Below are 26,725 nucleotides of genomic sequence, written 5' to 3'. Positions count from 1 at the left end.
GAGCGAGGCTTGCCCGCGAAGAGGCCCGATCTGCCAACACATCTCTGACAGAACACAACGAATCCCCTCACCCCAAGGCTGGCCCCATTCCTACATGTCAGCTAGCATCGCACTTTTGCCAGGACTGCCGACCATGAAGATCGTCTCCTTCAACATCAACGGGCTGCGCGCTCGCCCGCATCAGCTGGCGGCGCTGATTGAAAAGCATCAACCGGACGTGATCGGGTTGCAGGAAACCAAGGTCCATGACGACCAATTCCCCCTGGCCGAGGTTCAGGCGCTGGGTTATCACGTGTATTTCCACGGGCAAAAGAGTCACTACGGCGTGGCCCTGCTCTCACGCCAGGAACCGATTGCGCTGTACAAAGGTTTCGCCACCGATGAAGAAGACGCTCAGCGGCGTTTCATCTGGGGCACTTTCGCCGACGCCAATGGCGTGCCGGTGACCATCATGAACGGCTACTTCCCACAGGGCGAAAGTCGCGATCACCCCACCAAGTTCCCGGCCAAGGAACGTTTCTACAGCGATTTGCAGCAATTGCTTGAAAGCCAGTTCAGCAACGACCAGCCGATTGTGGTGATGGGCGATGTGAACATTTCCCCGGAAGACTGCGACATCGGCATCGGCCCGGACAACATGAAGCGCTGGCTGAAAACCGGCAAATGCAGTTTCCTGCCCGAAGAGCGCGAATGGATGGCCCGCCTGAAAAACTGGGGTCTGGTGGACAGCTTCCGCCACCTGAACCCGGACGTCGCCGACCGTTTCAGCTGGTTCGACTACCGCAGCCGCGGTTTTGAAGATGAGCCCAAGCGCGGGCTGCGGATTGACCTGATCATGGCGTCCCATGGGTTGTTGCCGCGAGTGAAGGCTGCCGGCGTGGATTACGATCTGCGCGGGATGGAAAAACCCTCCGATCATGCGCCGATCTGGCTTGAATTGAGCTGATCCTACAAAATCCACACAAAACTAATGTGGGAGCGGGCTTGCTCGCGAAAGCGGTCGATCATTCAACATCGATGTCGACTGACCCAACGCCTTCGCGAGCAAGCCCGCTCCCACATTGGGTAACTGTCATCGTTCAGAAACCTTACTGACTTATTCTCCCGACACTTTCTTAGGCTTATAAGGTGCCGGCATGACGCTGCGCGTGTTGTTTCTGTCGATGCTCGCCGCCGTGCTGCCGTTGACGGTATCGGCCGGCGATTTACCGACGCCCGAACGTGGCCCGGTACTGCGCATCCAGGGCTCCAATACGATTGGCGCGGCATTGGGCCCGGCGCTGGTCGAAGGGATGATGCGCGAACAAGGCCTGCTCAAGGTTCACCGCGAAACCCCGGACAAAGCCAACGAACAACGCATCGTCGGCGAAACCATTCAGGGACACCGAGTCGAGGTGGAGGTCGCGGCCCATGGTTCCAGCACCGGGTTCAAAGCCCTGAAAAACGCATCCGCCGATCTCGCGGCCTCGTCGCGCCCGATCAAGGACAGTGAACGGGTGGACCTCGTATCGCTGGGCGACCTGAAAAGCCCGGTTGCCGAGCAAGTCATCGCCATCGATGGGCTGGCGATCATCCTTCATCCGCACAATCCGCTGAAGCAACTCAACACCGAACAACTGGCGCGAATCTTCAGTGGCGAAGCGAAAACCTGGGAAGAACTCGGCGGCACCGGTGGGACGATTCATCTCTATTCGCGGGATGACCAATCGGGCACCTACGACACGTTCAAGGAACTGGTCCTCAGCCCGCGTGGGAAAACCCTGAGCGGCAACACGAAACGGTTCGAATCCAGCGAGCAGTTGTCCGACGCGGTGAGTCTGGACCCGCAAGCCATTGGCTTCATCGGTTTGCCTTATGTGCGCCAGGCCAAAGCCGTGGCCATTGTCGATGGCGACTCCCAGGCCATGCTGCCGCTCAATAGCCTGATCGCGACGGAAGACTACCCTCTGACCCGTCGGCTGTTCTTTTACCTGCCGCCGAATGGGAAAAATCCCTGGGCCAAGGCCTTGGTGACGTTTGCCCAAAGCAGCAAAGGCCAGGCAATCGTTGCAGCCAATGGTTTTATCGCGCAGACCGTTCAGGCCATGGCCGTCACGCCGAATGCGTTGATGCCTGAGGGTTATCTGGCACTCAGTCGCCATGCCCAGCGGCTGACGGTGAATTTTCGTTTTGAAGAAGGCAGCGCGACGCTGGACAACAAGGCCCGACAAGACTTGTCACGGGTGCTCGACTATATAAAGCAGCACGACAAAACCAATCGGCAGGTGACACTGGTGGGGTTTGGCGATGCCAAGAGCGATCCGGCGCGGGCCGACCTGCTGTCGAAACTGCGGGCCATGGCGGTGCGGCGAGAACTGGTGAAAAGCGGTGTGGTGTTTCGCGAGATTCGCGGTTTCGGCGCCGAGATGCCGGTGGCGGCCAACAGTGGGGATGAGGGGCGGATCAAGAATCGGCGGGTTGAGGTTTGGGTGTATTGAAGCAAGCACCGAACATTGTGGCGAGGGAGCTTGCTCCCGCTCGGCTGCGAAGCAGTCGCGAAACCAGACAACCCGGTACATCTGAAACAACCGGGTTGCCGTATTTTAGGGCCGCTTCGCACCCCAGCGGGAGCAAGCTCCCTCGCCACAAAAGCCCACCAGTATTACTGACCGCTACGCATCATCTCTTTCGGCACATATTTGCCGATCTCAAACTTGCCGATCGCCGCGCGGTGCACTTCATCCGGGCCGTCGGCCAGGCGCAGGGTGCGTTGCATGGCGTACATATAGGCCAGCGGGAAATCGTTGGAAACCCCTGCTCCGCCATGAATCTGGATCGCCCGGTCGATCACCCGCAACGCCACGTTCGGTGCAACCACTTTGATCTGTGCGATCTCGCTCTTCGCCACCTTGTTACCGACGGTGTCCATCATGTACGCCGCTTTCAATGTCAGCAGTCGCGCCATGTCGATCTCCATCCGCGAATCGGCGATTTTGTCGATGTTGCCGCCCAGACGCGCCAGGGGTTTGCCGAACGCAGTGCGGTTGACCGCACGTTTGCACATCAGCTCCAACGCACGCTCAGCCATGCCGATCGAACGCATGCAGTGGTGAATCCGGCCCGGGCCGAGGCGACCCTGGGCAATTTCGAAGCCGCGTCCTTCGCCCAACAGGACGTTTTCGTACGGCACCCGGACGTTTTCGAACAGCACTTCGGCGTGGCCGTGAGGCGCGTCGTCGTAACCGAACACCGGCAGCGGACGCACAATCTTCACGCCGGGGGTATCTACCGGCACCAGAATCATCGAGTGCTGCGCATGGCGCGGTGCATCCGGGTTGCTCAAGCCCATGAAGATCAGGATCTTGCAGCGCGGATCGCAGGCACCGGAGGTCCACCATTTCTTGCCGTTGATCACCCACTCGTCGCCATCACGTACAGCGCGGGCGGCCATGTTGGTGGCGTCGGATGAGGCCACGTCCGGTTCGGTCATGGCGAACGCCGAGCGGATCTCGCCGCGCAGCAGCGGTTCGAGCCAGCGTTGCTTCTGTTCTTCATTGGCGTAACGCACCAGCACTTCCATGTTGCCGGTGTCCGGCGCCGAGCAGTTGAACGGTTCAGGACCCAGCAGCGAGCGCCCCATGATTTCCGCCAATGGCGCATATTCCAGGTTGGTCAGGCCGGCGCCGAGTTCGGATTCCGGCAGAAACAAATTCCACAGGCCTTCTGCCTTGGCCTTGAGTTTGAGTTCTTCCATGATCGCCGTCGGTTGCCAGCGATCGCCCTCGGCGACCTGGCGTTCGAACACCGCTTCAGCGGGATAAACGTAGGTGTCCATGAACGCGGTCACGCGCTCACGCAGTTCCTGGACCTTGGGCGAATAAGCGAAATCCATGGCAGCTCTACCTTTTTAACAGAGGGTTCAGAGGAGTTGTTCAGGTCATGAATCGATGCTAGAACAGCGTTGATAATTTACCTAGCCTATTCTCGGCGTGTATTAACATTCATCACCGATATATGATCGACTGATCGAGCCACCTTCCTATAACAAGAGCAGAGAGCGCAGCGCCATGAATCTGAGCAAGGTCGACCTCAACCTTTTCATCGTCTTCGACGCGATCTACACCGAAGCCAACCTGACCCGCGCCGGGCAGATTGTCGGCATTACTCAACCGGCGGTCTCGAACGCTCTGGCCCGCCTGCGCGAGACCTTCAACGATCCGCTTTTCGTGCGCACTGCCCAGGGCATGGTGCCCACGCCAATGGCGCAGAACATTATCGGCCCCGTGCGTAACGCCCTCTCCTTGCTGCGGGTGTCAGTGCAGGAAAGCCGAATTTTCAACCCGCTACAGGCGGTCAAGACCTACCGCATCAGCATGACCGACCTCACTGAAGCAGTGATCTTGCCGCCACTGTTCCAGCGCCTTCGACGTCTGGCACCGACGGTAATCATCGAGAGTTTCCTGTCCAAACGTCGCGAGACCACCAAGGAACTGGCGGCCGGGCGTCTCGATTTCGCGGTGGATGCGCCGCTCAACACCGACCCGCAGGTGCGTCACGTCAAGTTGATGGAGGACCGTTATGTGTGTGCCATGCGCAAGGGTCATCCACTGGCAGGCAAAGACAAATTCACCCTCGATGATTATCTGTCCCTGACCCACATCCATATCTCCAGCCGCCGCAGCGGCTTGGGCTATGTCGACCTGGCCCTGGGCAAAATTGGCATCCAGCGCAAGATTGCCCTGCGCTCCCAGCATTACCTGATGGCATCGCAAGTGTTGCAACAGACCGACATGGTCATGACCGTGCCGGAACGCTTCGCCCGTCGCCATGACTTGTATTCGGTGAACCTGCCGGTCAACGACGTACCACCGGTGGAAACCCACCTCTACTGGCACGAAAGCACCGACCAGGACCCGGCCAACCGCTGGATGCGTGAGCAGATGATCGAGTTGTGCCAGCAGGTCACGGCGCATGAGAAGAAGCTCGATAAGGTGTAGGACGTTAATCCGCGTCATCGTTCTTCGCGGGCAAGTCGGATCGCCGCACCGCTCGCTCCTACAGGTTTGGTGTCGATCATTTAATCGTGGCTCGACGCGAACCTTGTAGGAGCGAGGCTTGCCCGCGAAGAGGTCAGTAATACCAATGAAGATCCATGCCCCTTGACGTAAACGTCAACCTGACATTAGCTTAGCGCCATGACCTTTTTCGAGCGCTTCCATGAGCAGCCAGACCTATAGTATTTCCGACCTCGCCCGCGAGCTCGACATCACCACACGGGCCATTCGCTTCTATGAAGAGCAAGGCCTGCTCAGCCCCGAGCGCCGCGGCCAGGAACGGATTTATTCGCCCCGTGACAAGGTCAGCCTGAAGCTGATCCTGCGGGGCAAGCGCATTGGTTTTTCCCTGGCCGAATGCCGCGAGCTGATCGAACTCTATGACCCTTCCAGCGGGAACACCAAGCAACTGCACAGCATGCTGGCGAAAATCGCCGAGCGCCGGGAACAACTCGAACAGCAACTGCTGGACATCGAACAGATGAAACTGGAGCTCGACACGGCCGAAGAGCGCTGCACCCAGGCCCTGGAGCAAACGCTCAAGAGTCAGGAATCAGTCCAGTAGATCTACACAATTCCCTGTGGGAGCGGGCTTGCCCGCGATGAGGGCATGACATTCAACATTGATGCTGGCTGACCCACCGCCATCGCGGGCAAGCCCGCTCCCACAGGTTTCTCTCAGCATTCAGACAATCACCACAGGTCGATTCCCATGTCCCTACCCACCCACGTACGCCTGGTCGAAGTCGGCCCCCGCGACGGTCTGCAAAACGAAGCCCAGCCCATCAGCGTTGCGGACAAGGTGCAACTGGTCGACGCGCTGTCCGCCGCCGGCCTGGGCTATATAGAAGTCGGCAGTTTCGTCTCGCCCAAATGGGTGCCGCAAATGGCCGGTTCCGCCGAGGTCTTCGCGCAAATACAACGCAAGTCGGGCGTGATCTATGGCGCCCTCGCCCCCAATCTGCGGGGTTTTGAAGACGCCATCGCCGCCGGGGTCAAGGAAGTCGCGGTATTCGCCGCAGCGTCCGAAGCGTTTTCTCAGCGCAACATCAATTGCTCGATCAGCGAGAGCCTGGAGCGCTTCGTGCCGATCATGGACGCCGCCAAGCAACATGGCGTGAGCGTGCGCGGTTATGTGTCCTGCGTGCTGGGCTGCCCTTACGAAGGTGATGTCGCGCCTGCGCAAGTGGCCTTGGTCGCTCGCGAGCTCTACGCGATGGGCTGCTATGAAGTGTCGTTGGGTGACACCATCGGCACCGGCACCGCTGGCGCGACCCGCAAGATGTTCGAAGTGGTTTCGGCCGACGTACCACGTGAAAAACTGGCCGGGCATTTCCACGATACCTATGGCCAGGCCATGGCCAATATCTACGCCAGCCTGCTGGAAGGCATCGCGGTGTTCGACAGCTCCATCGCTGGCCTCGGCGGCTGTCCGTACGCCAAGGGCGCCAGCGGTAATGTCGCGACCGAAGACGTGGTCTACCTGCTCAACGGCCTGGGCATCGAGACCGGAATCGACCTGGACGCCTTGATTCGGGCCGGCCAGCAAATTTGCGCAGTGCTGGGGCGTCCTACCGGTTCACGCGTGGCCAAGGCCCGCAGCGCACAGTGACGGCGTGGATGTGTCCGGGTGTTACCGCGCGCTCTGGCTCGTGGGCAGAAACGAGTAACACGGAAACAAATTGTCAGGTTTGGGCCGGATGAAAAATCCGACATAAAATTCAAGCCATTGAATTTAAAGGATTTATAAAAGTTGGCATGGCTTCTGCTATCTCTATGGCATAACAAGAATAAAAAGCTGCAAACCAATAAAAATAAGACGTAACGACTCTGACATAACAAGAACAACACGGCAGAGACGCAGCTAACAGATTTTTTTGGAGAAGGTGTGCTTTTCAGGGTGCTTTTCGAAGTAACCCGCAACCGGGCAGAGAACAATAAAACTACCCTCAGGTAGCTCCCGAACTGGTTGGATCGCTTAGCGAAAAAGTAGATCAGCGCTCAAAAAAATACGTTTGCTCTTGATCCCGGATGGGGATCGACAAAAACAGCGGTAAAGGGCCACGGTTGCCAAAAACAACAACAGACCGCCCCTCAATAATAAAAAAAGAGCACGTAACGACAAAATTAAAGGGGAGCTTCGGCTCCCCTTTGTGCTTTCTGCTCCCCTCCCCCCCGTGTATGCAAAATTGCGCAAAATTGCGTCTCTCTTGACCAGAACGGTGGGAGCGGACGCTCAGATTTTGAAGGTATTGACCATTTGTTGCAGCCGGTGCGACTGGTTTTCCAGTTCAGTACAGGCCTGCAAGGTGGATTGCAGGTTGCCGACCATTTCCTGATTCAGACCATTGATGTGGCTGATGTCGCGATCCAGATTGTCCACCACGCAGGTTTGCTCTTCGGTGGCGGTGGCCATGGACAGGTTGATCTCGTCGATCTCGCCGATGCCCAGCAACACACTGTTGAGGCGCTCACCGGCGAGGTTGGCGGCCCTGACGTTGTCGTCGCTGTGACGCTGGCTTTCGAGCATGGCGTTCACGGCGCTGCCGGCACCGGCTTGCAGTTCCTCGATCATGCTGTGGATTTCCTGCGCCGATTGTTGGGTGCGATGGGCGAGCGTGCGCACCTCGTCGGAGACCACCGCAAAACCGCGGCCGGCATCCCCGGCCCGGGCAGCCTCGATGGCAGCATTGAGGGCCAGCAGGTTGGTCTGGTCGGAAATACCCTTGATCACGTCGAGGATGCGTCCGATCTTCAACGTCTTTTCATTCAGGCTTTCGATGTCCTGGCGGGTGGTGACCACTTGCGACGAGAGCTGCGACATGGCGCTGATGCTGCGCTCCACCACATGCCGACCTTCCTGGGTCTGATCCCTGGCATCAGAGGCGCGGCTTGAAGCATGAGCGGCGCTGCGGGCGATTTCCTGGGCGGCGGCCCCCAACTCGTTGATGGCCGTGGCGACGTTATGGGTCAAGGCCGCTTGCGTGTCGGAACTTTTCAGGGATGAATGCGACGCCTGACTGACCCGTGCCGCCAATTCGGTGAGTTGGATGCTCGAGGTCAGGACTTCGCGGATTGACTGCTGAATGCGTTCGACGAAACGGTTGAAACCGCCCGCCATCATGCCGAACTCGTCCCGTGACAGGCTGTGCAAGCGTTGCGTCAGGTCACCTTCGCCATCGGCAATGGATTGCATGGCCGTGCCCATGCGTCGTAGCGGTCGCAGCAGAGCGTTGATTAACAGGCCGAGCAAGCCGACGGTGATCAGCACGGCGATCAGCGTGGCAATCAGCGCCGAGGTGCGAAATTCGTGGAGTGCGGCGTAGGCTTTGTCTTTATCCACTGACAGCCCGATGGACCAGTTCACCGAAGGCAGACCAGCGATCGGCGTAAATGTCACGATCCGTGTGCTGCCGTTTTCCTGCGCTTCATTCAAGTCACTGTTGATGGCTGGCGCGCCCTTGGGGAACGCTTCGGCCAGTGTCTTGGTCACCAATGCCTTGTCCGGGTGCACCAGGATTTTGCCGTCGGCGCTGACCAGAAAGGCATAGCCAATGCCGTTAAGGTCCACGGCATTGATGATCTTCGCGAGTTTTTCCAGGTTCAGGCTCGCCCCCAGTACGCCGACGGCTTTGCCATTGACCTTGATCGGCACCGCCTCGGTCATTATCAGATAATCAATGCCAGCACCTATGTAGGGTTCGGTCAGCACTGGCTTGAGGGTGCGAACCGCCTCTTTGTACCAAGCACGCTGGCGAGCATCGTAGCCATCGGGCATCACCCGCTCGGGGCGGATCACGAAGCGACCGTCTTCAAGCCCGACATAGCTGGCGATGAAGGTCGAAGTCATGATGTCTTGGGCGAGGGTTTTGCCGAGAGTGTCCGGCGTGGGGTTGGCGGCGATGGTTTCAGCGATGCCCTCAATCAACAGGATGCGCCCGGCCAGCCAGCTGTCGATGTTGGCGCCGAGCACCTGGCCCAGGTTCTGCAAGTTGCTGTGCAATGCCTCGTCGGTGCTTGCTGTCTGCCGGGAGTCGTTGAACAGCGCGAACGACAGGAATACGGCCACCACAATGACGCAGGCGCCGAGAAGAATCTTGTGACCGAATTTCAGATTGATGCCCATGGGGAACCCTCGTCTGATCATTTTTTATGAAGTCCCCGCAGGCACAGGGCTGATCGCAGATTTAACGAGCGGGCAGGTTTTGTCGAACTGGAAAAAATGATGGGCAGTCGTGGAAATTGTTGTGGGCATTAAAGAGGCATGAATGGCGCTCCTCTATTAATAGCCAGCTGTTTTGGTGCGTTTTTTTTCAGGAAAACGGATGATTCAGGCGACGAAGTTTTGGACCTTACTTCGCATCCAGCACATCCACCCTGAACCCCGCCGGCAGTTCTGCATCGAACTCGCTGACCACGTCCCGGGTCAGGCTGACAATGTCTTCCACCAGTTCCATCCCCGCACCGGTGCGCCAGCTGGCGATGATGTCCATCACCGGTGGCAGCGGTACGTCGTCGAGCAGCGTCAAAGTGCCCTGGGCCAGTTCGCCACGCACCAGTGCCGCAGGCATGGCGCCGATACCAAAACCATCGCGGACCAGGCGGGTGATGGCCGACGCCGAGTTCACGCAGTTGATGCGCGGCGAGATGATGTTGGCCGTGTGCAGCATGTTGAGAATGTCCTGGTGCGGCCGCGAGTTGCGCGAAAAAGTCACGATGCGCTCCAGGGACAAGTCCTCCAGCGATGTATAACGCCGGTCATAAACGGAACCGGTCGGTACCACCCAATGCATCGGATAACGGGTCAGAACCGCATTGCGCACGGTGTCGAAGCGCAGCATGTCGGTCTGGAAAATGATGTCCTGATAACCTTTTTCCAGTTGTGAACACAGGTTGTTCGCGGTGTCGGCGGTCAGCTCGATCTCCAGCGCCGGGTAACACTTCATCAAGCGTGTTACCAACGGGCTGAGCCAGGTGTGTATCACCGTATCCATCACTCCGATGCGGATCCGGCCACGCACCTGTCGAGGATCCTTGATCACCGCCTTCATGCTTTGCATGGTGTCCATGATGTGTTCGGCATATTCCAGCACCCGCTGCCCTTCGGGCGTCAGCGATACCCCCTTGGAATCGCGCACGAACAGGCGCACCCCCATTTCCTCTTCCAGAGCCGCGATCCGGCTGGAAATGGAGGCCTGAGTGCTGAATAGCTTCTCCGCTGTGAGACGAAAACTTTTCAGGCGGGCTACCCAGACGAAGGTTTCCAGAAATTTGAGGTTCACCGGGTCGGCTCCTTGAAGTTGAGGGGCTGACGACCATCTTACGCCCGAAATTCAGGGTAGGACGGCGTCATGAATACCCCCCGAAATTGCAGGTTATGTGCCATCACCGATACAGAAAATCTTATGAGACATAGCGGTTTTTTCCCGTTGGACGCGAACAGTCGGGCTATGGTCAAAGCTCGTGGCGATCGGTTGCGGCCAATTCCTCAATACTGATCTCGCGCATCCGAAACTTCTGAATCTTGCCGGTCACGGTCATCGGAAACTCCTCGACGAACTTGAAGTAACGCGGCGTCTTGAAATGCGCGATGCGCTCCTTGCACCAGGCTTGCAGCTCCTGCTCGGTGGCGCTGTGGCCGGGGTGGAATTTGATCCAGGCGACGATCTCTTCGCCGTACCGAGGGCAAGGAATGCCGATCACCTGCACATCCGCTACCGCTGGGTGAGTGAAGAAGAACTCTTCCAGCTCCCGTGGGTAAATATTCTCACCGCCGCGAATGATCATGTCCTTGTTACGACCGGCGATGCACACGTAGCCTTCGTCGTTCATGCTCGCCAGATCGCCGGTGTGCATCCAGCCTGCCTGATCGATGGCCTGCGCGGTGCCTTGCGGGTTGTTCCAGTAGCCGAGCATCACGCTGTAGCCCCGAGTGCACAGCTCGCCAATGGTGCCGCGCGGCACAAGGTTGCCCGCCTCGTCGATGATCTTGCTTTCCAGTCGCGGCTGGGTACGGCCGACCGTGGTAACGCGCAATTCCAGGTCGTCTGACGGACCGGTCTGCAACGACACGGGGCTGGTTTCCGTCATGCCGTAGGCAATCTGCACTTCGCTCATGTGCATTTCACTGATAACCCGGCGCATCACCTCGATCGGACAAGTCGCCCCGGCCATGATCCCGGTGCGCAGGCTCGACAAATCAAACTCGGCACGCTTGGGTTGATCGAGCATGGCGATGAACATGGTCGGCACGCCGTAGAGTGCGGTGGCCTTTTCTTCGGCGACCGTGGCCAGGGTCAACAGGGGGTCGAAGGCATCGTTGGGGTAAATCATGGTGCTGCCGTGGGTAACGCAGCCGAGGTTGCCCATGACCATGCCGAAGCAGTGATACAGCGGCACCGGAATCACCAGCCGATCACGGGCGGTCAGCCCAAGGCTTTCGCCGACCATGTAACCGTTGTTGAGAATGTTGTAGTGACTGAGGGTCGCGCCCTTGGGGAAACCGGTGGTGCCGGAGGTGTACTGGATGTTCACCGCCTGATCGAAATGCAGGCTGTCTTGGCGTTCGCGCAATTGCTCGACTGACACGCTGGCCGCCAGGTCGGCCAGTTGCGACCACGGCAGGAAACCCGAGGGTGGCTGCGCATCCAGGCTGATGACACCACGCAATTGCGGCAGGCGTTCGCTCTGCAACTGGCCGATGGATTGCTCCGCCAATTCCGGTAGCAACCCTTGCAACATGCCGTGATAGTCGGAAGTCTTGAAGGCCCCGGCACAGACCAGCCATTGGCAACCGGATTGCTTCAACACGTATTCGAGTTCGGAACTGCGGTAAGCCGGATTGATGTTGACCAGAATCACGCCGATTTTCGCGCTGGCGAACTGACTGATGCACCACTGAGCGCAGTTCGGTGCCCAGATACCGAGCCGGTCACCGGTTTGCATTCCCAACGCCAAAAATGCTCTGGCGTGCAAGTCGACGGCCTCTGCCAACTGCTGCCAGGTGTAGCGCAGCGGCTGATGGCGCACGACCAGCGCCTCTCCATTCGGGTACTGCGCGACCGTGTTATCGAACGCCTGGCCGATGGTCATCGCCAACAAGGCTTTGCCCTGGGAACCACGGGTATAGCTGCGCTGTGGACTTGCACTGGGTTGATCCATGACGACCCCTATTGTCTTTATTGTAAGAGCAAGGCTTGTGTGGCGAGGGAGCTTGCTCCCGCTCGGCTGCGAAGCAGTCGTGAAATCAGCAATCAGGTGCTGCCTGACACACCTCTGATTTTGCGACCGCTTCGCGCTCGAGCGGGAGCAAGCTCCCTCGCCACAGTCTTTCAGAACTGGTTCTACTCTCGCTCAAGTTGACGTTAACGTAAAGGGTGATTGACAGCCATTCGTCACAGGCTTACGTTAACGTAAAGGCGAGAGCCGAATCACTGCCCTCCCGACCCTACAAAAAAGCCAAAAGGTGCCCCATGAGCTACCCATCCCTGAACTTCGCCCTCGGTGAAACCATCGACATGCTGCGCGATCAGGTTCAGTCCTTCGTCGCCAAGGAGATCGCCCCGCGCGCCGCTCAAATCGACATCGACAACCTGTTCCCCGCCGACCTGTGGCGCAAATTCGGCGACATGGGCCTGCTGGGCATCACCGTGCCGGAAGAGTACGGCGGCGCGGGCCTGGGTTATCTGGCGCACGTCGTCGTCATGGAAGAAATCAGCCGCGGTTCGGCCTCGGTCGCCCTGTCCTACGGCGCCCATTCCAACCTGTGCGTCAACCAGATCAACCGCAACGGCAATCACGAACAAAAAACCAAATACCTGCCCAAACTGATCAGCGGCGAGCACATCGGTGCCCTGGCCATGAGCGAACCGAATGCCGGTTCCGACGTAGTCTCGATGAAGCTGCGCGCCGAAAAACGCGGCGACCATTACGTGCTCAACGGCAGCAAGACCTGGATCACCAACGGCCCCGACGCTAACACCTACGTGATCTACGCCAAAACCGACCTGGAAAAAGGCCCGCACGGCATCACTGCGTTCATCGTCGAGCGTGACTGGAAAGGCTTCAGCCGCAGCAACAAATTCGACAAGCTCGGCATGCGCGGTTCGAACACCTGCGAGCTGTTTTTCGATGACGTCGAAGTGCCGGAAGAAAACATCCTCGGCGTGCTCAACGGCGGTGTGAAAGTGCTGATGAGCGGCCTCGACTACGAACGCGTGGTGCTGTCCGGCGGCCCGACCGGGATCATGCAGGCCTGCATGGACCTGATCGTTCCGTACATCCACGACCGCAAACAGTTCGGCCAGAGCATCGGCGAATTCCAGCTGATCCAGGGCAAAGTCGCCGACATGTACACCCAGCTCAATGCCAGCCGCGCCTACCTTTATGCGGTGGCCCAAGCCTGCGAGCGCGGCGAAACCGCCCGCAAGGACGCCGCCGGCGTGATCCTCTACAGCGCCGAATGCGCGACCCGAATGGCCCTCGACGCGATCCAGATTCTCGGCGGCAACGGCTACATCAACGAATTCCCCGCCGGTCGTTTGCTGCGTGACGCCAAGCTGTATGAAATCGGCGCCGGCACCAGTGAAATCCGTCGCATGCTCATCGGTCGCGAACTGTTCAACGAAACCCGCTAAACGGAGCTGTCCATGGCTATCCTGCATACCCAGCTCAACCCTCGTTCTGCGGAGTTCGCGGCCAACAGCGCGGCGATGCTCAAACAGGTCGACGCCCTGCATACTCTGCTCGCGCAAGTGCAGCAAGGTGGCGGCCCGAAGGCTCAAGAACGCCACACCTCACGGGGCAAATTGCTGCCCCGTGAACGAATCAATCGCCTGCTCGATCCGGGTTCGCCGTTCCTCGAGATCAGCCAACTGGCGGCCTACGGAGTTTATGGCGAAGACGTTCCCGCTGCTGGCGTGATTGCCGGTATCGGTCGGGTGGAAGGCGTCGAGTGCATGATCGTCGCCAACGATGCCACTGTGAAAGGCGGCTCGTACTACCCGCTGACCGTGAAAAAACACCTGCGCGCGCAAACCATCGCCCAGCAGAATCGCCTGCCCTGCATTTACCTGGTGGACTCCGGTGGCGCCAACTTGCCGCGTCAGGATGAAGTGTTTCCGGACCGTGAACACTTCGGGCGGATCTTTTTCAACCAGGCCAACATGAGCGCCATGGGCATCCCGCAAATTGCGGTGGTCATGGGTTCATGCACCGCTGGTGGCGCTTATGTACCCGCGATGGCCGACGAGGCGATCATGGTCCGTCAGCAGGCAACGATTTTCCTCGCCGGCCCACCGCTGGTGAAAGCCGCGACGGGTGAAGTGGTCAGCGCCGAAGACCTCGGCGGGGCCGATGTGCACTGCAAGATTTCCGGTGTCGCCGACCACTACGCCGAAAGCGATGAACACGCCCTCGCATTGGCCCGACGCAGCGTCGCCAACCTCAATTGGCGCAAGCTCGGCGAGGTGCAGCAACGCACACCGATCGCGCCGCTGTACAGCAGCGACGAGTTGTATGGCGTGGTGTCGGCCGATGCCAAGCAACCGTTCGACGTGCGCGAAGTGATCGCCCGACTGGTGGACGGCTCGGTGTTCGATGAGTTCAAGGCATTGTTCGGCACGACACTGGTGTGCGGCTTTGCCCACCTGCACGGTTATCCGATCGCGATCCTCGCCAACAACGGCATTCTGTTCGCCGAAGCCGCGCAGAAAGGCGCGCACTTTATCGAGTTGGCCTGTCAGCGCGGCATTGCGCTGCTGTTTCTGCAAAACATCACCGGTTTCATGGTCGGCCAGAAATACGAGGCCGGCGGCATCGCCAAGCACGGCGCGAAACTGGTGACGGCCGTGGCCTGTGCCAAGGTGCCGAAATTCACTGTGATCATCGGCGGCAGCTTCGGCGCCGGTAACTACGGCATGTGCGGGCGGGCGTACGATCCACGGTTCCTGTGGATGTGGCCGAACGCGCGGATCGGCGTGATGGGTGCCGAACAGGCGGCGGGCGTGCTGGTACAGGTCAAGCGTGAGCAGGCCGAGCGCAGTGGTCATGGTTTCAGCGCCGAACAGGAAGCGCAGATCAAGCAACCTATTCTCGATCAGTACGAAGAACAGGGTCACCCCTACTACTCCAGCGCCCGGCTGTGGGACGACGGTGTCATCGACCCGGCGCAGACCCGCGACGTGTTGGCCCTGGCCTTGTCCGCGTCGCTGAACGCGCCTATCGAACCGAGCCGCTTCGGCGTGTTCCGGATGTGATCCGACCTTGTAGGAGCGAGCGGGCGGCGTTCCGACTTGCCCGCGAAAGCGGTTTGTCAGTCACATCAATATTGGATGTACCGACGCCTTCGCGGGCAAGCCTCGCTCCTACAGAATAGAGTTGTGGAGACGAAACACATGAGCGACTTCAACACCCTCGAACTGCTGACCGACCCGCGGGGTTTCGCCACCTTGTGGCTCAGCCGCGAGCAAAAGAACAATGCCTTCAACGCCGAAATGATCCGCGAACTGATCCTCGCGCTGGACAAGGTGTCGGGCGACGCCAGCCTGCGTTTTCTGTTGATCCGCGGGCGCGGCAAACATTTCAGCGCCGGGGCCGATCTGGCCTGGATGCAGCAATCGGCCGAACTCGATTACCACACCAACCTCGACGACGCCCGGGAACTGGCGGAGCTGATGTACAACCTGGCCAAGCTGAAAATCCCGACCGTGGCGGTGGTGCAAGGCGCGGCCTATGGCGGTGCACTGGGCTTGATCAGTTGCTGCGACATGGCCATCGGCGCCGACGATGCACAGTTCTGTCTGTCGGAAGTGCGCATCGGCCTGGCCCCGGCGGTCATCAGCCCGTTCGTGGTGCAAGCCATCGGCGAACGCGCGGCACGGCGCTATACCTTGACCGCCGAACGTTTCGGCGGGCAACGGGCTCGGGAAATCGGCCTGTTGTCGGAAAGCTATCCAGCAGCCGAGTTAGAACAAAGAGTCGAACAGTGGATCGACAATCTGCTGCTCAACAGTCCGGCGGCCATGCGCGCCAGCAAGGATTTGCTGCGTGAAGTCGGCCACGGCGCGCTGACCCCGGCGCTGCGGCGCTACACCGAGAACGCCATCGCCCGCATCCGCGTCAGCCCCGAAGGCCAGGAAGGCCTGCGCGCCTTCCTGCAAAAACGTTCGCCGAATTGGCAAGCCGAACATACCCTCAAGGAGCCGCGTTGATGAGCGCACCTGTTCTCACCACCCTGCTGGTGGCCAACCGCGGCGAAATCGCTTGCCGGGTAATGCGCACCGCCAAGGCTCTGGGCCTGACCACCGTGGCCGTGCACAGCGCCACAGACCGTGACGCCCGGCACAGCCGCGAAGCCGATATACGCATAGATCTGGGCGGCAGCAAAGCCGCCGACAGTTACCTGCAAATCGACAAACTGATCGCCGCCGCGAAAGCCAGCGGCGCTCAGGCGATTCATCCCGGTTATGGCTTTCTCTCGGAAAACGCCGGGTTCGCCCGCGCGATCGAAGCCGCCGGCCTGATCTTCCTCGGCCCGCCCGCCTCGGCCATTGACGCCATGGGCAGCAAGTCCGCGGCCAAAGCCTTGATGGAAACCGCAGGCGTGCCGCTGGTGCCCGGTTATCACGGCGAAGCCCAGGACCTCGACACCTTCCGCGACGCCTGCGAACGCATCGGTTATCCGGTGCTGCTCAAGGCCACGGCGGGTGGCGGCGGCAAAGGCATGAAAGTGGTCGAGGATGTCAGCCAGTTGGCCGAAGCCCTGGCCTCGGCGCAACGTGAGGCGCAGTCGTCGTTCGGCGACTCGCGGATGCTGGTGGAGAAATATTTGCTCAAGCCGCGTCACGTGGAAATCCAGGTGTTTGCCGACCAGCATGGCAACTGTCTGTACCTCAACGAACGTGATTGCTCGATCCAGCGTCGGCATCAGAAAGTCGTCGAAGAAGCACCGGCACCGGGTCTGAGCCCGGAACTGCGTCGGGCCATGGGCGAGGCGGCCGTGCGCTCGGCACAGGCCATCGGTTACGTCGGTGCCGGCACCGTGGAGTTTTTACTGGATGCACGCGGTGAGTTCTTCTTCATGGAGATGAACACCCGCCTGCAGGTCGAACACCCGGTCACTGAAGCGATCACCGGCCTTGATCTGGTGGCCTGGCAAATTCGCGTGGCTCGCGGTGAAGCGCTGCCGATGACTCAAGAGCAGGTGCCACTGATCGGTCATGCCATCGAAGTGCGGCTGTATGCCGAAGACCCGGGCCATGATTTTCTGCCGGCCACTGGCCGTTTGGTGTTGTACCGCGAATCCGCCGAAGGACCAGGGCGTCGCGTGGACAGTGGCGTCGAAGAAGGCGACGAGATTTCGCCGTTCTACGACCCGATGCTCGGCAAGCTGATTGCCTGGGGTGAAGACCGTGAGCAGGCGCGGCTGCGCTTGCTGAGCATGCTCGATGAGTTTGCCATTGGCGGGCTGAAGACCAACATCAACTTCCTGCGGCGGATCATCGGCCACCCGGCGTTTGCCGCAGCCGAACTGGATACCGGGTTCATACCGCGTTATCAGGATCAACTGCTGCCAGAACCTGCGCAGCTGAGTGATGAGTTCTGGCAAGCGGCGGCCCAGGCGTTTGCGCAAAGCCAGCCGAGTTCACCGCGCACTGATGACCTGAGTTCTCCTTGGGCCAAGGGCAATGGATTGCGTGTCGGTCTGCCGACCGAAATCACTCTGCATTTGAGTTGCGAGGGCCAGGACCGTGCGCTGACATTGGGCGACGCTGATGCCCACACAGCGCAACTCAAGGGTGAGCAATTGCTGACCGAACACGACGGTTTGCGCCGCCGGCACCGGGCAATTCGTCGTGGCGATACGCTGTATCTGCAATGGGACGGTGAGCTGCGCCACATCGAGTCGTATGACCCGATCGGCGCTGTCGAAGCCAGTCACAGCCATCAGGGCGGGCTCACTGCGCCCATGAACGGCAGCATCGTGCGGGTGCTGGTGGAGGCCGGGCAAACGGTCGAAGCCGGGGCGCAACTGGTGGTGCTGGAAGCGATGAAAATGGAGCACAGCATTCGCGCGCCCCAAGCTGGAGTGATCAAGGCGCTGTACTGCCAGGAAGGTGAAATGGTCAGCGAAGGCAGTGCGTTAGTGGAATTGGAACAAGCGTGAAATGAAGATCGGTCCTACGCGTTGCGAGGACCGATCTGATTAGAATTTGGCAGTCGCCTGAACCACCACGCCGATGATTCGGCATTCTTCGGTGTAAAGGGCTTTCGGATACGTCGGATTGAGCGGGACCAGATAACGCTGCCCGCCCTCTTCGATCAGCTTGCGAAAAACCGCCTCGGCGCTGCCGGGCCATTGGGCAATCACCAGTTTGCCAGGCTCCGGAACGATGGCCGGGTCCACCAGAATCAACATGTCCTCGGCAATGCTCACACCCGAGGGTGCAGTCATCGCATCGCCGACCACCACCAGCCAGAACGCTGCGCCTTGTGCGTGGTAATCGGACAGCTCGAAGCGCGGTTTGCTGACAGCCGATGAAGGGCCGTAGGCCGATAGTTCTCCGTCGCGCACCTCCCCTGTTTCTCGCCAGTCACTGACCGGGTAGCGAAAGTACGGGTTGTACTTTTGCGCCAGAGGTACCTGCTCATCCTGTGAGGTGTGCGGCTCCCTGATCACCATCGCCACTTCCAGATAGTCCATCCCCAGCGCCTGCAAGACACGATTCATGTCCTGAATGCCGGGCTGACGACGTTTATTCAGCCAGTGGCCAACGCCGCCCTGGGACATTCCGATGCGCTCGGCGAGTATTTCTTGAGTGACTTTGAGTTCACTCATTTTGGCCTTGACCAATTCAATCCATTTATCCATGTGCGGCACGATACGTGGGGTACTCCGACCGTCAAAACACAAATTGTAGTATTTAAATTCAAGATACAAATACATTAAGTACTAAGCTGGGCTCACGGATTTGAATCTATCACGGAGCTTGCCACCTTCATGACCATCCCCAGCATTACCCTGCCAGACATGCAATTCGACACTACTCTCACCTCGCCCAAAGGCTCTGCCGCCGCGCAGCGAGCGTTGGACTATTACTTGAAACCAGCTGTGTCGGAAGAGGCCAGCGAAGCACGTTTCTTTGATGTGAACCGTAACATCAGCAGCGAAGAGGCGTTGGTCCATGCTTCGGATCTGCTGCGGTGCGCCGCCGCCACCGCCCATGAGTCAGCCAACCAGCTGCAGGGCGCAAGCCGGGATCTGGCGTTTTCGACGGTGCACATGATCGACATGGCCAAGGCGATGGTCGATCGATCCCTGGAGGGAACTCAGCATGAATGAGACGAATAGCGTTGGAGGAAGAAAGGAAAGAATTTTCCAATCGCGCAGATAAAAACATTTGACTTGCAAATGATAATGATTATTATTGCACGTAGCTGGTCGCGAGATCAGTCGATGGACCAAGAGACCTTAGGTCGGTCTCCTGGACTATCTCCTCATCAGGCTAATCACGGTTTTTGACCCGGCTTTTTGCCGGGTCTTTTTTTGCCAGTTAATCTGGCTTTGGCTTCAGGCTAATGAAGTCTGGGGGTGCTGCAAATTCGATTAGCGCGGATGATATCAAAAGAATATCTGTTGGCAAGAGAGGCCCGGCAGCATTGGTCCAAACTAATGAAAATAGCACTTGAGAATCAATTGCACAGTCTCTAAGCTGCATCGGCGTCAAGGAGGACGCCCCCCTTTTCAGCCCCTCAATTTCCCCCCGGTTTCTCCCTCCCTTGCGTGTAAAGTAGCAGCCATAAAAATCATATTCAGGTACCGACTATGGCCGTGGCTAAATCTTCTTTCGATATCAGCGCAAACTTCGATAGCGGCAACATAGAAGTGCTGGACATCAGCAATCCTCTGCAAGCGCTGCTGGCTATCAGGCCAGACACCCGCAGCCAGCATTTCCAGTGGTTCCACTTCAAGGCCAGCGGTCTGCACGTCGGCCAGGAGCATTGGTTTCGCCTGAACAACGCCAGCAAATCCTCGTATAACAAAGCCTGGGATGGCTATCAGGCGGTGGCGTCCTATGACCACGTCAACTGGTTCCGGGTGCCGACCATTTTTGAAGGCGACTGCTTGCGTTTCAGCCTCGAAGCCACGGCCACTCATGCCTGGTTCGCCTATTTCGAACCCTACAGCCGTGGTCGTCATGACTGGCTGATCGAACAGGCCCTGACCAAAGCCGACACCGAACTGCTGGCCACCGGCAAGAGTGTTGAAGGCCGTGACATCCAGCTGTTGCGCAAAGGTACGGGTACCGAAGGTCAGCGCAAGGTCTGGATCATCGCCCAGCAACACCCTGGCGAACACATGGCCGAGTGGTTCATAGAAGGCGTGATCGAGCGCCTGGAAAAACACGACGACCCCGCGCTGAAAAAACTCCTGGCCAGCGCCGACCTGTACCTGGTGCCGAACATGAACCCGGACGGCGCCTTCCACGGTCACTTGCGCACCAACGCCACGGGCCAGGATCTGAACCGCGCCTGGCAGAGTGCCAGTCAGGAAATCAGCCCTGAAGTGCTGTTCGTTCAGCAGCAAATGGAAAAGTATGGCGTCGACCTGTTCCTCGACATCCATGGCGATGAAGAAATCCCCCACGTGTTCACCGCCGGTTGCGAAGGCAACCCGGGCTATACGCCGCGGATCGAAAAACTTGAAGAGCACTTTCGCAGCCATCTGAAGCACCTGACCAAAGACTTCCAGATCAAACACGGTTACACCCGCGACGAGCCTGGCAAAGCCAACATGACGCTGGCCTGCAACAGCGTCGGTCAGAAGTTCGACTGCCTGTCGCTGACCCTGGAAATGCCCTTCAAAGACCACAACGACGCACCGAACCCGCTGACCGGCTGGTCCGGAAAACGCTCGAAGCAGTTGGGCAAGGACGTGCTGACGACCATCGCCGACATGGTCGATACCCTGCGCTGATCTATTGGTGGATGACGTTGACCACGAAGGACCAACCTGTGGAAGCAGCTTCACACTGACCTATAGCAGCTGCCGAAGCCTGCGTTCGGCTGCGAAGCAGTCGTAAATCCATTCTCCACAGTTGTTCAGTAAGACCGTGGTGTTTGATTTTACGACTGCTTCGCAGCCGAACGCAGGCTTCGCCAGCTGCTACAAATCGCGATCCTTACCCCGCAACATGCTGTCCAGCACGTCATCCCGGCGCACCCAACCGTGAAACAACGCCGCCGCCAAATGCAGCAGCACGGTCAGGAACAGCAGATACGCCAGATACCCATGCGCCTTGCGCAGGAACGCAAACACCTGCGCATTCGCCGGCAGGATCGACGGCAACTGCAGCGAACTGCTAAGCATCACCGGATCGCCAGCCGCCGAAATCATCGCCCAGCCCAGCAATGGCAAAATCAGCATCAAGGCGTACAACAAGATATGCGAAGCCTTGGCCGCGAGCGCTTGCCAACCCGGCAGGTCCGCCGGCAGTGGAGGCTGTCGAGTGGAAAAACGCACCGCCAGGCGCACGACCACCAGCAGCAGAATCGCGATGCCCAAAGGTTTGTGCAGGTGGATCAGCCACTCATGACGCTCCGACACCGAGGCCACCATGCCCGCGCCGATAAACAGCATCGCGATGATCATCAACGCCATCAGCCAGTGCAGCAGTCGAGCCAACGGCGCGAAATGGTTCGGTTGAGCGCTCATTGTTGAGACTCCTGTTTGGCGTTGGGCAACTGCTTCACTTCGCTGGTGCGGCGCAGGTAGGAACGGGCATAACCCGCTGAACGAGCAGCCAGCAGTGGGTCGTTGGAGCCTTCGATACCGCTGGGCAATACCAGTGGGTCGTAGTTGATGTCACGGCACTCGCCATTGAGTTGCGGCTGGGTGCTTTCGAGCACCAGCGTGCCGGCATTCAGCACTTTTCGGCCGTCGGGCCAGGCCTTGCTCGCGTCATTGACCGGGTCCTCGGGGTTCGCCAGGGTGATGTTCAACTGCCAACGCAGCGGTCCGGCGGACAAGCGCTGCACCAAATCTTTCTCCAGGAAGTCAGCGCCCTCAGGAGCCGTCGCACCCTCCGCGTCCTGAGCGACCGGCGCCATGCTCCAACGCACCGCTTGCCGCTGACCGGCCGCGTTCACCAGGTAAAACGCGTTGACGCTGTTATAAGTCTGCGTCGCATAACTGGCAGAAGGTTTGGCGGTTTTGATCCAGGCCAGAAACGGCGCGGCTTCCGGATGAGAACCGAAGAACGCCGGAACAGCCGCCGGGTTCGGTTTGCCGGTCGCCGGGTCCGGTGATTGCGCTTGTTGCAGCTGATAGAACGCCTCGGGCGTGCCCACCGGGAACACCGGCATGCTGTTCATTCCGGTACGCCACTGCTGACCGTTGGCCTGGGTGAAACGCAACGCCAGGCTGCGGATCGGCACGCTGTTGTCCGGCGCGTAAGGGTTGCCGGCAGGCAGTGCGAAACGTCCGACCACCGGGGTCCGCGCTTCACTGAACACTTGGGCGCTGGAATATTCCCGCGCCTGGCCGCTGCTCTCGAAATGCCCGATCACACACACCCCTTTGGCGTGATTGCGACGGAACCCCGGATGCACACCGTTGTTGGTTTCCAGCACATTGATCAACGCTTTCGGCGTCAGGCGCTGTGGGTCGAGGGTACCGTTGACGTAAGCAAAAGCCCCGGCCAGTGCGGCGACCACTACGGCAATGCCGGTCAGGCGCAACGTCAGGCTCGCGGTACTCAGTGGTGGCCGAGACGGCCCTGTTGTAGATGAGCGATCAACCATGAAAGTCTCCAGGACCGTGGGCCACAGGGGAAAAGAGCTATGAGACGAACGTCACGTAGGATTATTCCCTCTGAACTGTAGTTTCTTTCAAAGCGCTGCGAGCGACGGATCCTCAAGGCCCCTCAAACACGGTTAAAACACGGTTCACGCTTCTCCAAAAAGGCCTGCATACCTTCCTTTTGCCCCTCCGTGGCAAACAAACCATGAAACACTCTTCGCTCATATAGAAGGCCATCGCGCACCCCCGACTCCAGCGCCCGGTCCACTGCTTCGCGTGCAGCCAATGTGGCGGTTTTGGCGAAACCGGCAATCATCTGCGCGGTGGCCAAGGATTGTTCCAGCAGATCGCAGGCAGCAATTACACGCGATACCAGCCCTGCCCGCTCGGCCTCTTCGGCCGACATCGAACGTCCGGTCAGAATCATATCCATGGCTTTCGACTTGCCGATCAGGCGTGTAAGACGCTGGGTTCCTCCCATACCAGGCATCACCCCCAACCTGATTTCCGGTTGGCCAAAGCGAGCGGTATCCGCAGCAAAGATCAGATCGCACATCATCGCCAACTCACAACCGCCACCGTATGCATAACCGGCTACAGCGGCCAGTTTGGGCGTACGTAACGCAGCAAAGGCCTCCCATTCAGCAAAATAGTCCTCATGGACCATGTCCAGGTAAGACTTTTCGTACATTTCCTTGATGTCGGCGCCAGCCGCAAAAAAATCCGCCGTCCCGGTGATCACGAAACAGCCGACTCCGGGGTCGCGGTCCAGCCGTTGCAATGTGTCCAGCAGTTCGCGCATCAGCACCGAGCTCAAAGCATTCCTGGCCTGCGGGCGATTGAGACGAATCAATACGACTCGATCATGACGTTCGATCAGTGTGTGCATGGTGACCTCATTGAATGCATGTGAAAGGTTTGAATGAAAAAATGCTTTTGGTAAACATCAGGAATCCCAGATCGCGCCATAAGCCGGAATGCCCCGCCCCTCCATTTCCTCAACCACTCGCTGAGTGAGCGTCTGGTTCGAAATACAAATCACCGCCTCGGCACCGAACGTTCGAACCGCGTCACAGGCCAGTTGCACAAGGTCTGGCTTGCCGAGTACGTCAGTGTCCCAGATCAAGGCCTCAGGATTGACCCGCAGGATCTCTTCCACCAGTTCGTCACCATAGGTTTTTCGGGGGCTACGGGTCGACCAGACCAGACGTATCGGTACCTGTTTGGCCAGCAAATGGGGCAACACCGGTCCGATGCCGCTGCCCGTGGCGATGTACACCACCGATTTGAACAGGGTTTCGATGTGTGCCACGCCGGCAGTGGTAATGCCTTTGACCCAGACATGAGTCGGCATTTGCTCGATGAACTCGCCGGTCCAGTCACCCGCCCGGGAAATGATCAGGCGAAAACCCGCTTCACCTGGTGCGGGAATATTGGCAAAGGAGTGCCACTCCATAAGCGGGTTGAGACTGATGGCGTTGGACGAACCGGCAAACGGCGTGACATGGCCAAAACGGGCTATTACCGCATGAGAAGAAGGCCTGATCAGTTGCACCGGCACTTTGCGCAGACGAAACCATGGCAAGGCAATACTGAACGTCAGCACAATCAGCATCCAGAATGCCACCGACGTCGACAGCGCCTCGTGCACGGGAATCTGCAGATTCTGGTCCCGGGCAAACAGAACGGTCCATACCCAGAACAGGGCGAGTGCGGTCCATCCACCAAAGCGGTGCATTCGCTCGAAGCCGTTGTGAAAACGTGCGCGAATCCGTGGATGAGCCATGGTCGCCACCAACAGCAAGATGCCCAGCAACCCGGCACTCACCCCTAGCAACGCCAGAGAAACCCCACCCAGGCCCTCAATCCAATGCCAGCTCAAGGAGCCACTCAACACCGCGAACCAGCCAATAGCCGCCAGCGCGCCGCCGCTGTGCAAGCCGCCGAAGTGGTAAACCTTGGCCAGTGAGCGGCGAATCGCAAGTGGCCAGCAAGTGGGCGCCCGGGTTGCCAGCCAGAACAGCAGATTGATGATGTATTGCTGGCGAATCAAAATCGCCATCGACAGATTTGCCACCACCAAACCCAACAGCGCCTCAAGGACAATCCCCGAGGATGCCCACCACTGCCCGGCGGTCAGCCCATGCGCAAGCGCCGCAATATTGAGTGCAAGCACCAGGGCTACCAGGCGGTTGTAGTGAGAAAATATCGACAATGCCCCCAATCGCCGCCACAGCGCGCGTTTGGCGGGCAGCGCGGTATCCGCATTCACCCCCGTCATGCGCTCACCCCTTGCCCGGTTGCCGCGGCAAGGTCGGCCTGATGCGCCACCGCCCACTCCAGCAACAAGCGTTTGTCGACCTTGCCCCGTGATGTCAGCGGAATTTGCTCCACGGCGAGGATCAGCGAAGGGACGCAATAGTAGGCAAGCCGTTCTTCACAGCGACGTCTTGCGGCATCAATGTCCGTGGTGACGGGATAGACGAAGGCCACCAGATGGCGATCGTCGAGTTTCAATGTGACCGCCCGCTCGCAGCGATCAGATGACTCCAGAGCCGCAGAAACAGAGTCGAGCTCCACCCGAAACCCTCTGACCTTGACCTGATCATCGACGCGTCCCAGGTGTTCAAGTTCGCCGCTCGCTGTCCAGCGCCCCAGATCACGTGTGCGGAACATCATCCGCCCCTGCCCCAGAAACGGGTCGGGCCGATAGCGTTCGGCGGTCAGCGTCGGGTTACCCAAATAGCCGGCCGTCACACAGTCGCCACCGGCCCACATCTCGCCTTGCTCACCCGCCTGACAGAGCTGACCCGCCTCATCCAGCACGTACACCGTGTTGTTGGGCGTGGGTTTGCCGATCGTCAATGCACCTGCGCCCCTGTAACGCTGCATGGTGTTGACGATGGTGGTTTCGGTCGGGCCGCAGGCATTGTAAAAAGTGCAGAACGACGACCAGCGATCAGCCAGGGGTTGCGGGCATGGCTCTCCTGCAAGGGCCACTACCTTGACTTGCTGACATCGTAATGGATCGAGTGTGCCGAGAATCGAGGGTGTGGCGATCAGCACATCGCATTGTTCGGCAATCTGGTCGATGTCCTTGCCACGGATCATCAAGGTCGCGCCATGAGCCAGACAACCGAGTATTTCCCAGGCCGCCATGTCAAAGGCGATGTTAAGTATCTGTCCGACCTTCAGCCCAGGCCGCATGCCGAGATTGCCAGGGGCTGTCAGCAAAATATTGCACACATTGCGCTGGGTCACCCGAACCCCATTGGGCAGGCCGGTGGTGCCGGAGGTAAATAGAACAAAACACAGTGGATCCGGTGTCGCGGTTAGCGAACAGCCCTCATTAAGGTCGTCTGCTGGCGTTGACGCCACCTTCATGAATTCATCAAGGCAAATGCTGTGTTGCTGCGACGTCAGGGGAATTCGCGACTCAAGGCTCGACAGCGTCAGCACCACCCGCGTCGAAGCCACTTCCATGATGTGGCGCAATTGCGCGGCGGGAGTAATCCCTACGTGCTGAGGTATGTAGGCAGCGCCCACTTTCAATGCTGCCAACATTCCCACCAGCATCGGGATCGAGCGTTCCACAAACAAGGCCACGTGATCGCCCGGAATGACGCCCTGCTGACGCAACAGCGTGGCCAGGCGATTGGCCTGCCGGTTTAATTCGCCGTAGCTGATGGTCTCTCCCAGATAATGGGCGGCAATGCCTTGGGGTCTGACCGCGACTTGTGCTTCGATGGCGTGATGAATCAGGAGAAACTCAGGCTGAACCGTTGGCCCACGACCGAATCGCGACCATACGTCTTGGACATCGGTGGCAAGCAGCGAACAAATCGGTGCCGACTCAAGGGAAATTTCGCACTCTCGCATATCAGAAAGTCTC

At 59.0% G+C, this 26,725-nt stretch carries 21 protein-coding genes; 11 read left to right on the top strand and 10 right to left on the bottom strand.

Features of this window, described 5'->3' with window-relative positions; all coding sequences use genetic code 11:
* The first annotated feature begins 133 nt into the window (after nt 1-133).
* A complete protein-coding gene (xthA, locus tag ACA044_RS10770; protein WP_497446329.1) occupies nt 134-946 on the top strand; it encodes an exodeoxyribonuclease III in 813 nt (270 codons plus the stop codon).
* Nucleotides 947-1,136: 190 nt separating this feature from the next.
* Nucleotides 1,137-2,477, top strand: a complete 1,341-nt coding sequence (locus tag ACA044_RS10765; RefSeq protein ID WP_497446328.1) for a substrate-binding domain-containing protein — start codon at nt 1,137-1,139, stop codon at nt 2,475-2,477.
* Nucleotides 2,478-2,641: 164 nt separating this feature from the next.
* On the opposite strand, the gene ACA044_RS10760 is transcribed toward ACA044_RS10765, so the two are convergent.
* Nucleotides 2,642-3,871, bottom strand: a complete 1,230-nt coding sequence (locus tag ACA044_RS10760; RefSeq protein ID WP_030130892.1) for an acyl-CoA dehydrogenase — start codon at nt 3,869-3,871, stop codon at nt 2,642-2,644.
* Between the two features lie 175 nt (nt 3,872-4,046).
* On the opposite strand from ACA044_RS10760, the gene ACA044_RS10755 reads away from it, so the two are divergent.
* From ACA044_RS10755 to ACA044_RS10745, 3 genes are all read left to right on the top strand, one after another.
* Entirely contained in the window at nt 4,047-4,976 is a 930-nt protein-coding gene (locus ACA044_RS10755; protein ID WP_497446327.1) for a LysR family transcriptional regulator, read from the top strand.
* A gap of 220 nt (nt 4,977-5,196) precedes the next feature.
* Nucleotides 5,197-5,598, top strand: coding sequence for a MerR family transcriptional regulator (locus tag ACA044_RS10750; protein ID WP_497446326.1), 402 nt, complete (start codon nt 5,197-5,199; stop codon nt 5,596-5,598).
* Between the two features lie 147 nt (nt 5,599-5,745).
* Nucleotides 5,746-6,645, top strand: coding sequence for a hydroxymethylglutaryl-CoA lyase (locus ACA044_RS10745; protein ID WP_497446325.1), 900 nt, complete (start codon nt 5,746-5,748; stop codon nt 6,643-6,645).
* A gap of 624 nt (nt 6,646-7,269) precedes the next feature.
* Here ACA044_RS10745 and ACA044_RS10740 read toward each other — a convergent pair.
* From ACA044_RS10740 to ACA044_RS10730, 3 genes are all read right to left on the bottom strand, one after another.
* Nucleotides 7,270-9,159 carry a methyl-accepting chemotaxis protein gene (locus ACA044_RS10740; protein ID WP_497446324.1) on the bottom strand — a complete coding sequence of 630 codons (1,890 nt, stop codon included), beginning with the start codon at nt 9,157-9,159 and terminating at the stop codon, nt 7,270-7,272.
* Between the two features lie 226 nt (nt 9,160-9,385).
* Nucleotides 9,386-10,315: a LysR family transcriptional regulator gene (locus ACA044_RS10735; protein WP_497446323.1), complete on the bottom strand. Its 930-nt coding sequence runs from the start codon at nt 10,313-10,315 to the stop codon at nt 9,386-9,388.
* A gap of 172 nt (nt 10,316-10,487) precedes the next feature.
* Complete coding sequence (locus ACA044_RS10730) at nt 10,488-12,194, bottom strand: AMP-binding protein (RefSeq protein WP_497446322.1); 1,707 nt, start codon at nt 12,192-12,194, stop codon at nt 10,488-10,490.
* Nucleotides 12,195-12,505: 311 nt separating this feature from the next.
* Between ACA044_RS10730 and ACA044_RS10725 the strand changes: the two genes are divergently transcribed.
* From ACA044_RS10725 to ACA044_RS10710, 4 genes are all read left to right on the top strand, one after another.
* Nucleotides 12,506-13,669 (top strand): isovaleryl-CoA dehydrogenase, encoded by a 1,164-nt coding sequence (locus tag ACA044_RS10725; protein ID WP_497446321.1) that lies wholly within the window; start codon nt 12,506-12,508, stop codon nt 13,667-13,669.
* A gap of 12 nt (nt 13,670-13,681) precedes the next feature.
* On the top strand, nt 13,682-15,289 hold the full coding sequence (locus ACA044_RS10720) for a carboxyl transferase domain-containing protein (RefSeq protein ID WP_497446320.1): 1,608 nt from the start codon (nt 13,682-13,684) through the stop codon (nt 15,287-15,289).
* A gap of 138 nt (nt 15,290-15,427) precedes the next feature.
* Complete coding sequence (locus ACA044_RS10715) at nt 15,428-16,243, top strand: gamma-carboxygeranoyl-CoA hydratase (RefSeq protein WP_497446319.1); 816 nt, start codon at nt 15,428-15,430, stop codon at nt 16,241-16,243.
* The gene (locus tag ACA044_RS10710) at nt 16,243-18,198 is read left to right on the top strand and encodes an acetyl/propionyl/methylcrotonyl-CoA carboxylase subunit alpha (RefSeq protein WP_497446318.1); all 1,956 of its coding nucleotides are present in this window, start codon (nt 16,243-16,245) and stop codon (nt 18,196-18,198) included. Before ACA044_RS10715 ends, ACA044_RS10710 begins: the two co-directional genes overlap by 1 nt.
* A gap of 39 nt (nt 18,199-18,237) precedes the next feature.
* Here ACA044_RS10710 and ACA044_RS10705 read toward each other — a convergent pair whose 3' ends face one another.
* Complete coding sequence (locus ACA044_RS10705; RefSeq protein ID WP_497446317.1) at nt 18,238-18,903, bottom strand: LexA family protein; 666 nt, start codon at nt 18,901-18,903, stop codon at nt 18,238-18,240.
* A 129-nt stretch (nt 18,904-19,032) separates the two neighbouring features.
* Here ACA044_RS10705 and ACA044_RS10700 point away from each other — a divergent pair, with 129 nt between their 5' ends.
* Nucleotides 19,033-19,374, top strand: coding sequence for a DUF6124 family protein (locus ACA044_RS10700; RefSeq protein ID WP_497446316.1), 342 nt, complete (start codon nt 19,033-19,035; stop codon nt 19,372-19,374).
* Between the two features lie 483 nt (nt 19,375-19,857).
* Nucleotides 19,858-21,009: a M14 family metallopeptidase gene (locus tag ACA044_RS10695; protein WP_497446315.1), complete on the top strand. Its 1,152-nt coding sequence runs from the start codon at nt 19,858-19,860 to the stop codon at nt 21,007-21,009.
* A gap of 189 nt (nt 21,010-21,198) precedes the next feature.
* Here the strand turns inward: ACA044_RS10695 and ACA044_RS10690 are convergent, their stop codons facing one another.
* The 5 genes from ACA044_RS10690 to ACA044_RS10670 form a co-directional block, all read right to left on the bottom strand.
* Nucleotides 21,199-21,747: a cytochrome b gene (locus tag ACA044_RS10690; protein ID WP_497446314.1), complete on the bottom strand. Its 549-nt coding sequence runs from the start codon at nt 21,745-21,747 to the stop codon at nt 21,199-21,201.
* The gene (locus ACA044_RS10685) at nt 21,744-22,835 is read right to left on the bottom strand and encodes a catalase family peroxidase (RefSeq protein ID WP_497446313.1); all 1,092 of its coding nucleotides are present in this window, start codon (nt 22,833-22,835) and stop codon (nt 21,744-21,746) included. The genes ACA044_RS10690 and ACA044_RS10685 overlap by 4 nt, the downstream gene beginning before the upstream one ends.
* Nucleotides 22,836-22,957: 122 nt before the next feature.
* Nucleotides 22,958-23,722, bottom strand: a complete 765-nt coding sequence (locus tag ACA044_RS10680) for an enoyl-CoA hydratase-related protein (protein ID WP_497446312.1) — start codon at nt 23,720-23,722, stop codon at nt 22,958-22,960.
* Between the two features lie 57 nt (nt 23,723-23,779).
* The gene (locus tag ACA044_RS10675) at nt 23,780-25,114 is read right to left on the bottom strand and encodes an FNR domain-containing protein (RefSeq protein WP_497446311.1); all 1,335 of its coding nucleotides are present in this window, start codon (nt 25,112-25,114) and stop codon (nt 23,780-23,782) included.
* The gene (locus ACA044_RS10670; RefSeq protein WP_497446310.1) at nt 25,111-26,712 is read right to left on the bottom strand and encodes an amino acid adenylation domain-containing protein; all 1,602 of its coding nucleotides are present in this window, start codon (nt 26,710-26,712) and stop codon (nt 25,111-25,113) included. The genes ACA044_RS10675 and ACA044_RS10670 overlap by 4 nt, the downstream gene beginning before the upstream one ends.
* Between the last annotated feature and the right edge of the window lie 13 nt (nt 26,713-26,725).

The sequence above is a fragment of the Pseudomonas sp. LBUM1673 genome, from assembly GCF_059695645.1.
Note: the sequence above shows the minus strand (reverse complement) of the source record. Positions and strands in the feature narration are given on the sequence as shown.

Coding starts and splice junctions, on each gene's coding strand:
- xthA (WP_497446329.1), top strand. CDS start 134: ATGAAGATCGTCTCCTTCAACATCAACGGGCTGCGCGCTCGCCCGCAT.
- ACA044_RS10765 (WP_497446328.1), top strand. CDS start 1,137: ATGACGCTGCGCGTGTTGTTTCTGTCGATGCTCGCCGCCGTGCTGCCG.
- ACA044_RS10760 (WP_030130892.1), bottom strand. CDS start 3,871: ATGGATTTCGCTTATTCGCCCAAGGTCCAGGAACTGCGTGAGCGCGTG.
- ACA044_RS10755 (WP_497446327.1), top strand. CDS start 4,047: ATGAATCTGAGCAAGGTCGACCTCAACCTTTTCATCGTCTTCGACGCG.
- ACA044_RS10750 (WP_497446326.1), top strand. CDS start 5,197: ATGAGCAGCCAGACCTATAGTATTTCCGACCTCGCCCGCGAGCTCGAC.
- ACA044_RS10745 (WP_497446325.1), top strand. CDS start 5,746: ATGTCCCTACCCACCCACGTACGCCTGGTCGAAGTCGGCCCCCGCGAC.
- ACA044_RS10740 (WP_497446324.1), bottom strand. CDS start 9,159: ATGGGCATCAATCTGAAATTCGGTCACAAGATTCTTCTCGGCGCCTGC.
- ACA044_RS10730 (WP_497446322.1), bottom strand. CDS start 12,194: ATGGATCAACCCAGTGCAAGTCCACAGCGCAGCTATACCCGTGGTTCC.
- ACA044_RS10725 (WP_497446321.1), top strand. CDS start 12,506: ATGAGCTACCCATCCCTGAACTTCGCCCTCGGTGAAACCATCGACATG.
- ACA044_RS10720 (WP_497446320.1), top strand. CDS start 13,682: ATGGCTATCCTGCATACCCAGCTCAACCCTCGTTCTGCGGAGTTCGCG.
- ACA044_RS10715 (WP_497446319.1), top strand. CDS start 15,428: ATGAGCGACTTCAACACCCTCGAACTGCTGACCGACCCGCGGGGTTTC.
- ACA044_RS10710 (WP_497446318.1), top strand. CDS start 16,243: ATGAGCGCACCTGTTCTCACCACCCTGCTGGTGGCCAACCGCGGCGAA.
- ACA044_RS10705 (WP_497446317.1), bottom strand. CDS start 18,903: ATGGATAAATGGATTGAATTGGTCAAGGCCAAAATGAGTGAACTCAAA.
- ACA044_RS10700 (WP_497446316.1), top strand. CDS start 19,033: ATGACCATCCCCAGCATTACCCTGCCAGACATGCAATTCGACACTACT.
- ACA044_RS10695 (WP_497446315.1), top strand. CDS start 19,858: ATGGCCGTGGCTAAATCTTCTTTCGATATCAGCGCAAACTTCGATAGC.
- ACA044_RS10690 (WP_497446314.1), bottom strand. CDS start 21,747: ATGAGCGCTCAACCGAACCATTTCGCGCCGTTGGCTCGACTGCTGCAC.
- ACA044_RS10685 (WP_497446313.1), bottom strand. CDS start 22,835: ATGGTTGATCGCTCATCTACAACAGGGCCGTCTCGGCCACCACTGAGT.
- ACA044_RS10680 (WP_497446312.1), bottom strand. CDS start 23,722: ATGCACACACTGATCGAACGTCATGATCGAGTCGTATTGATTCGTCTC.
- ACA044_RS10675 (WP_497446311.1), bottom strand. CDS start 25,114: ATGACGGGGGTGAATGCGGATACCGCGCTGCCCGCCAAACGCGCGCTG.
- ACA044_RS10670 (WP_497446310.1), bottom strand. CDS start 26,712: ATGCGAGAGTGCGAAATTTCCCTTGAGTCGGCACCGATTTGTTCGCTG.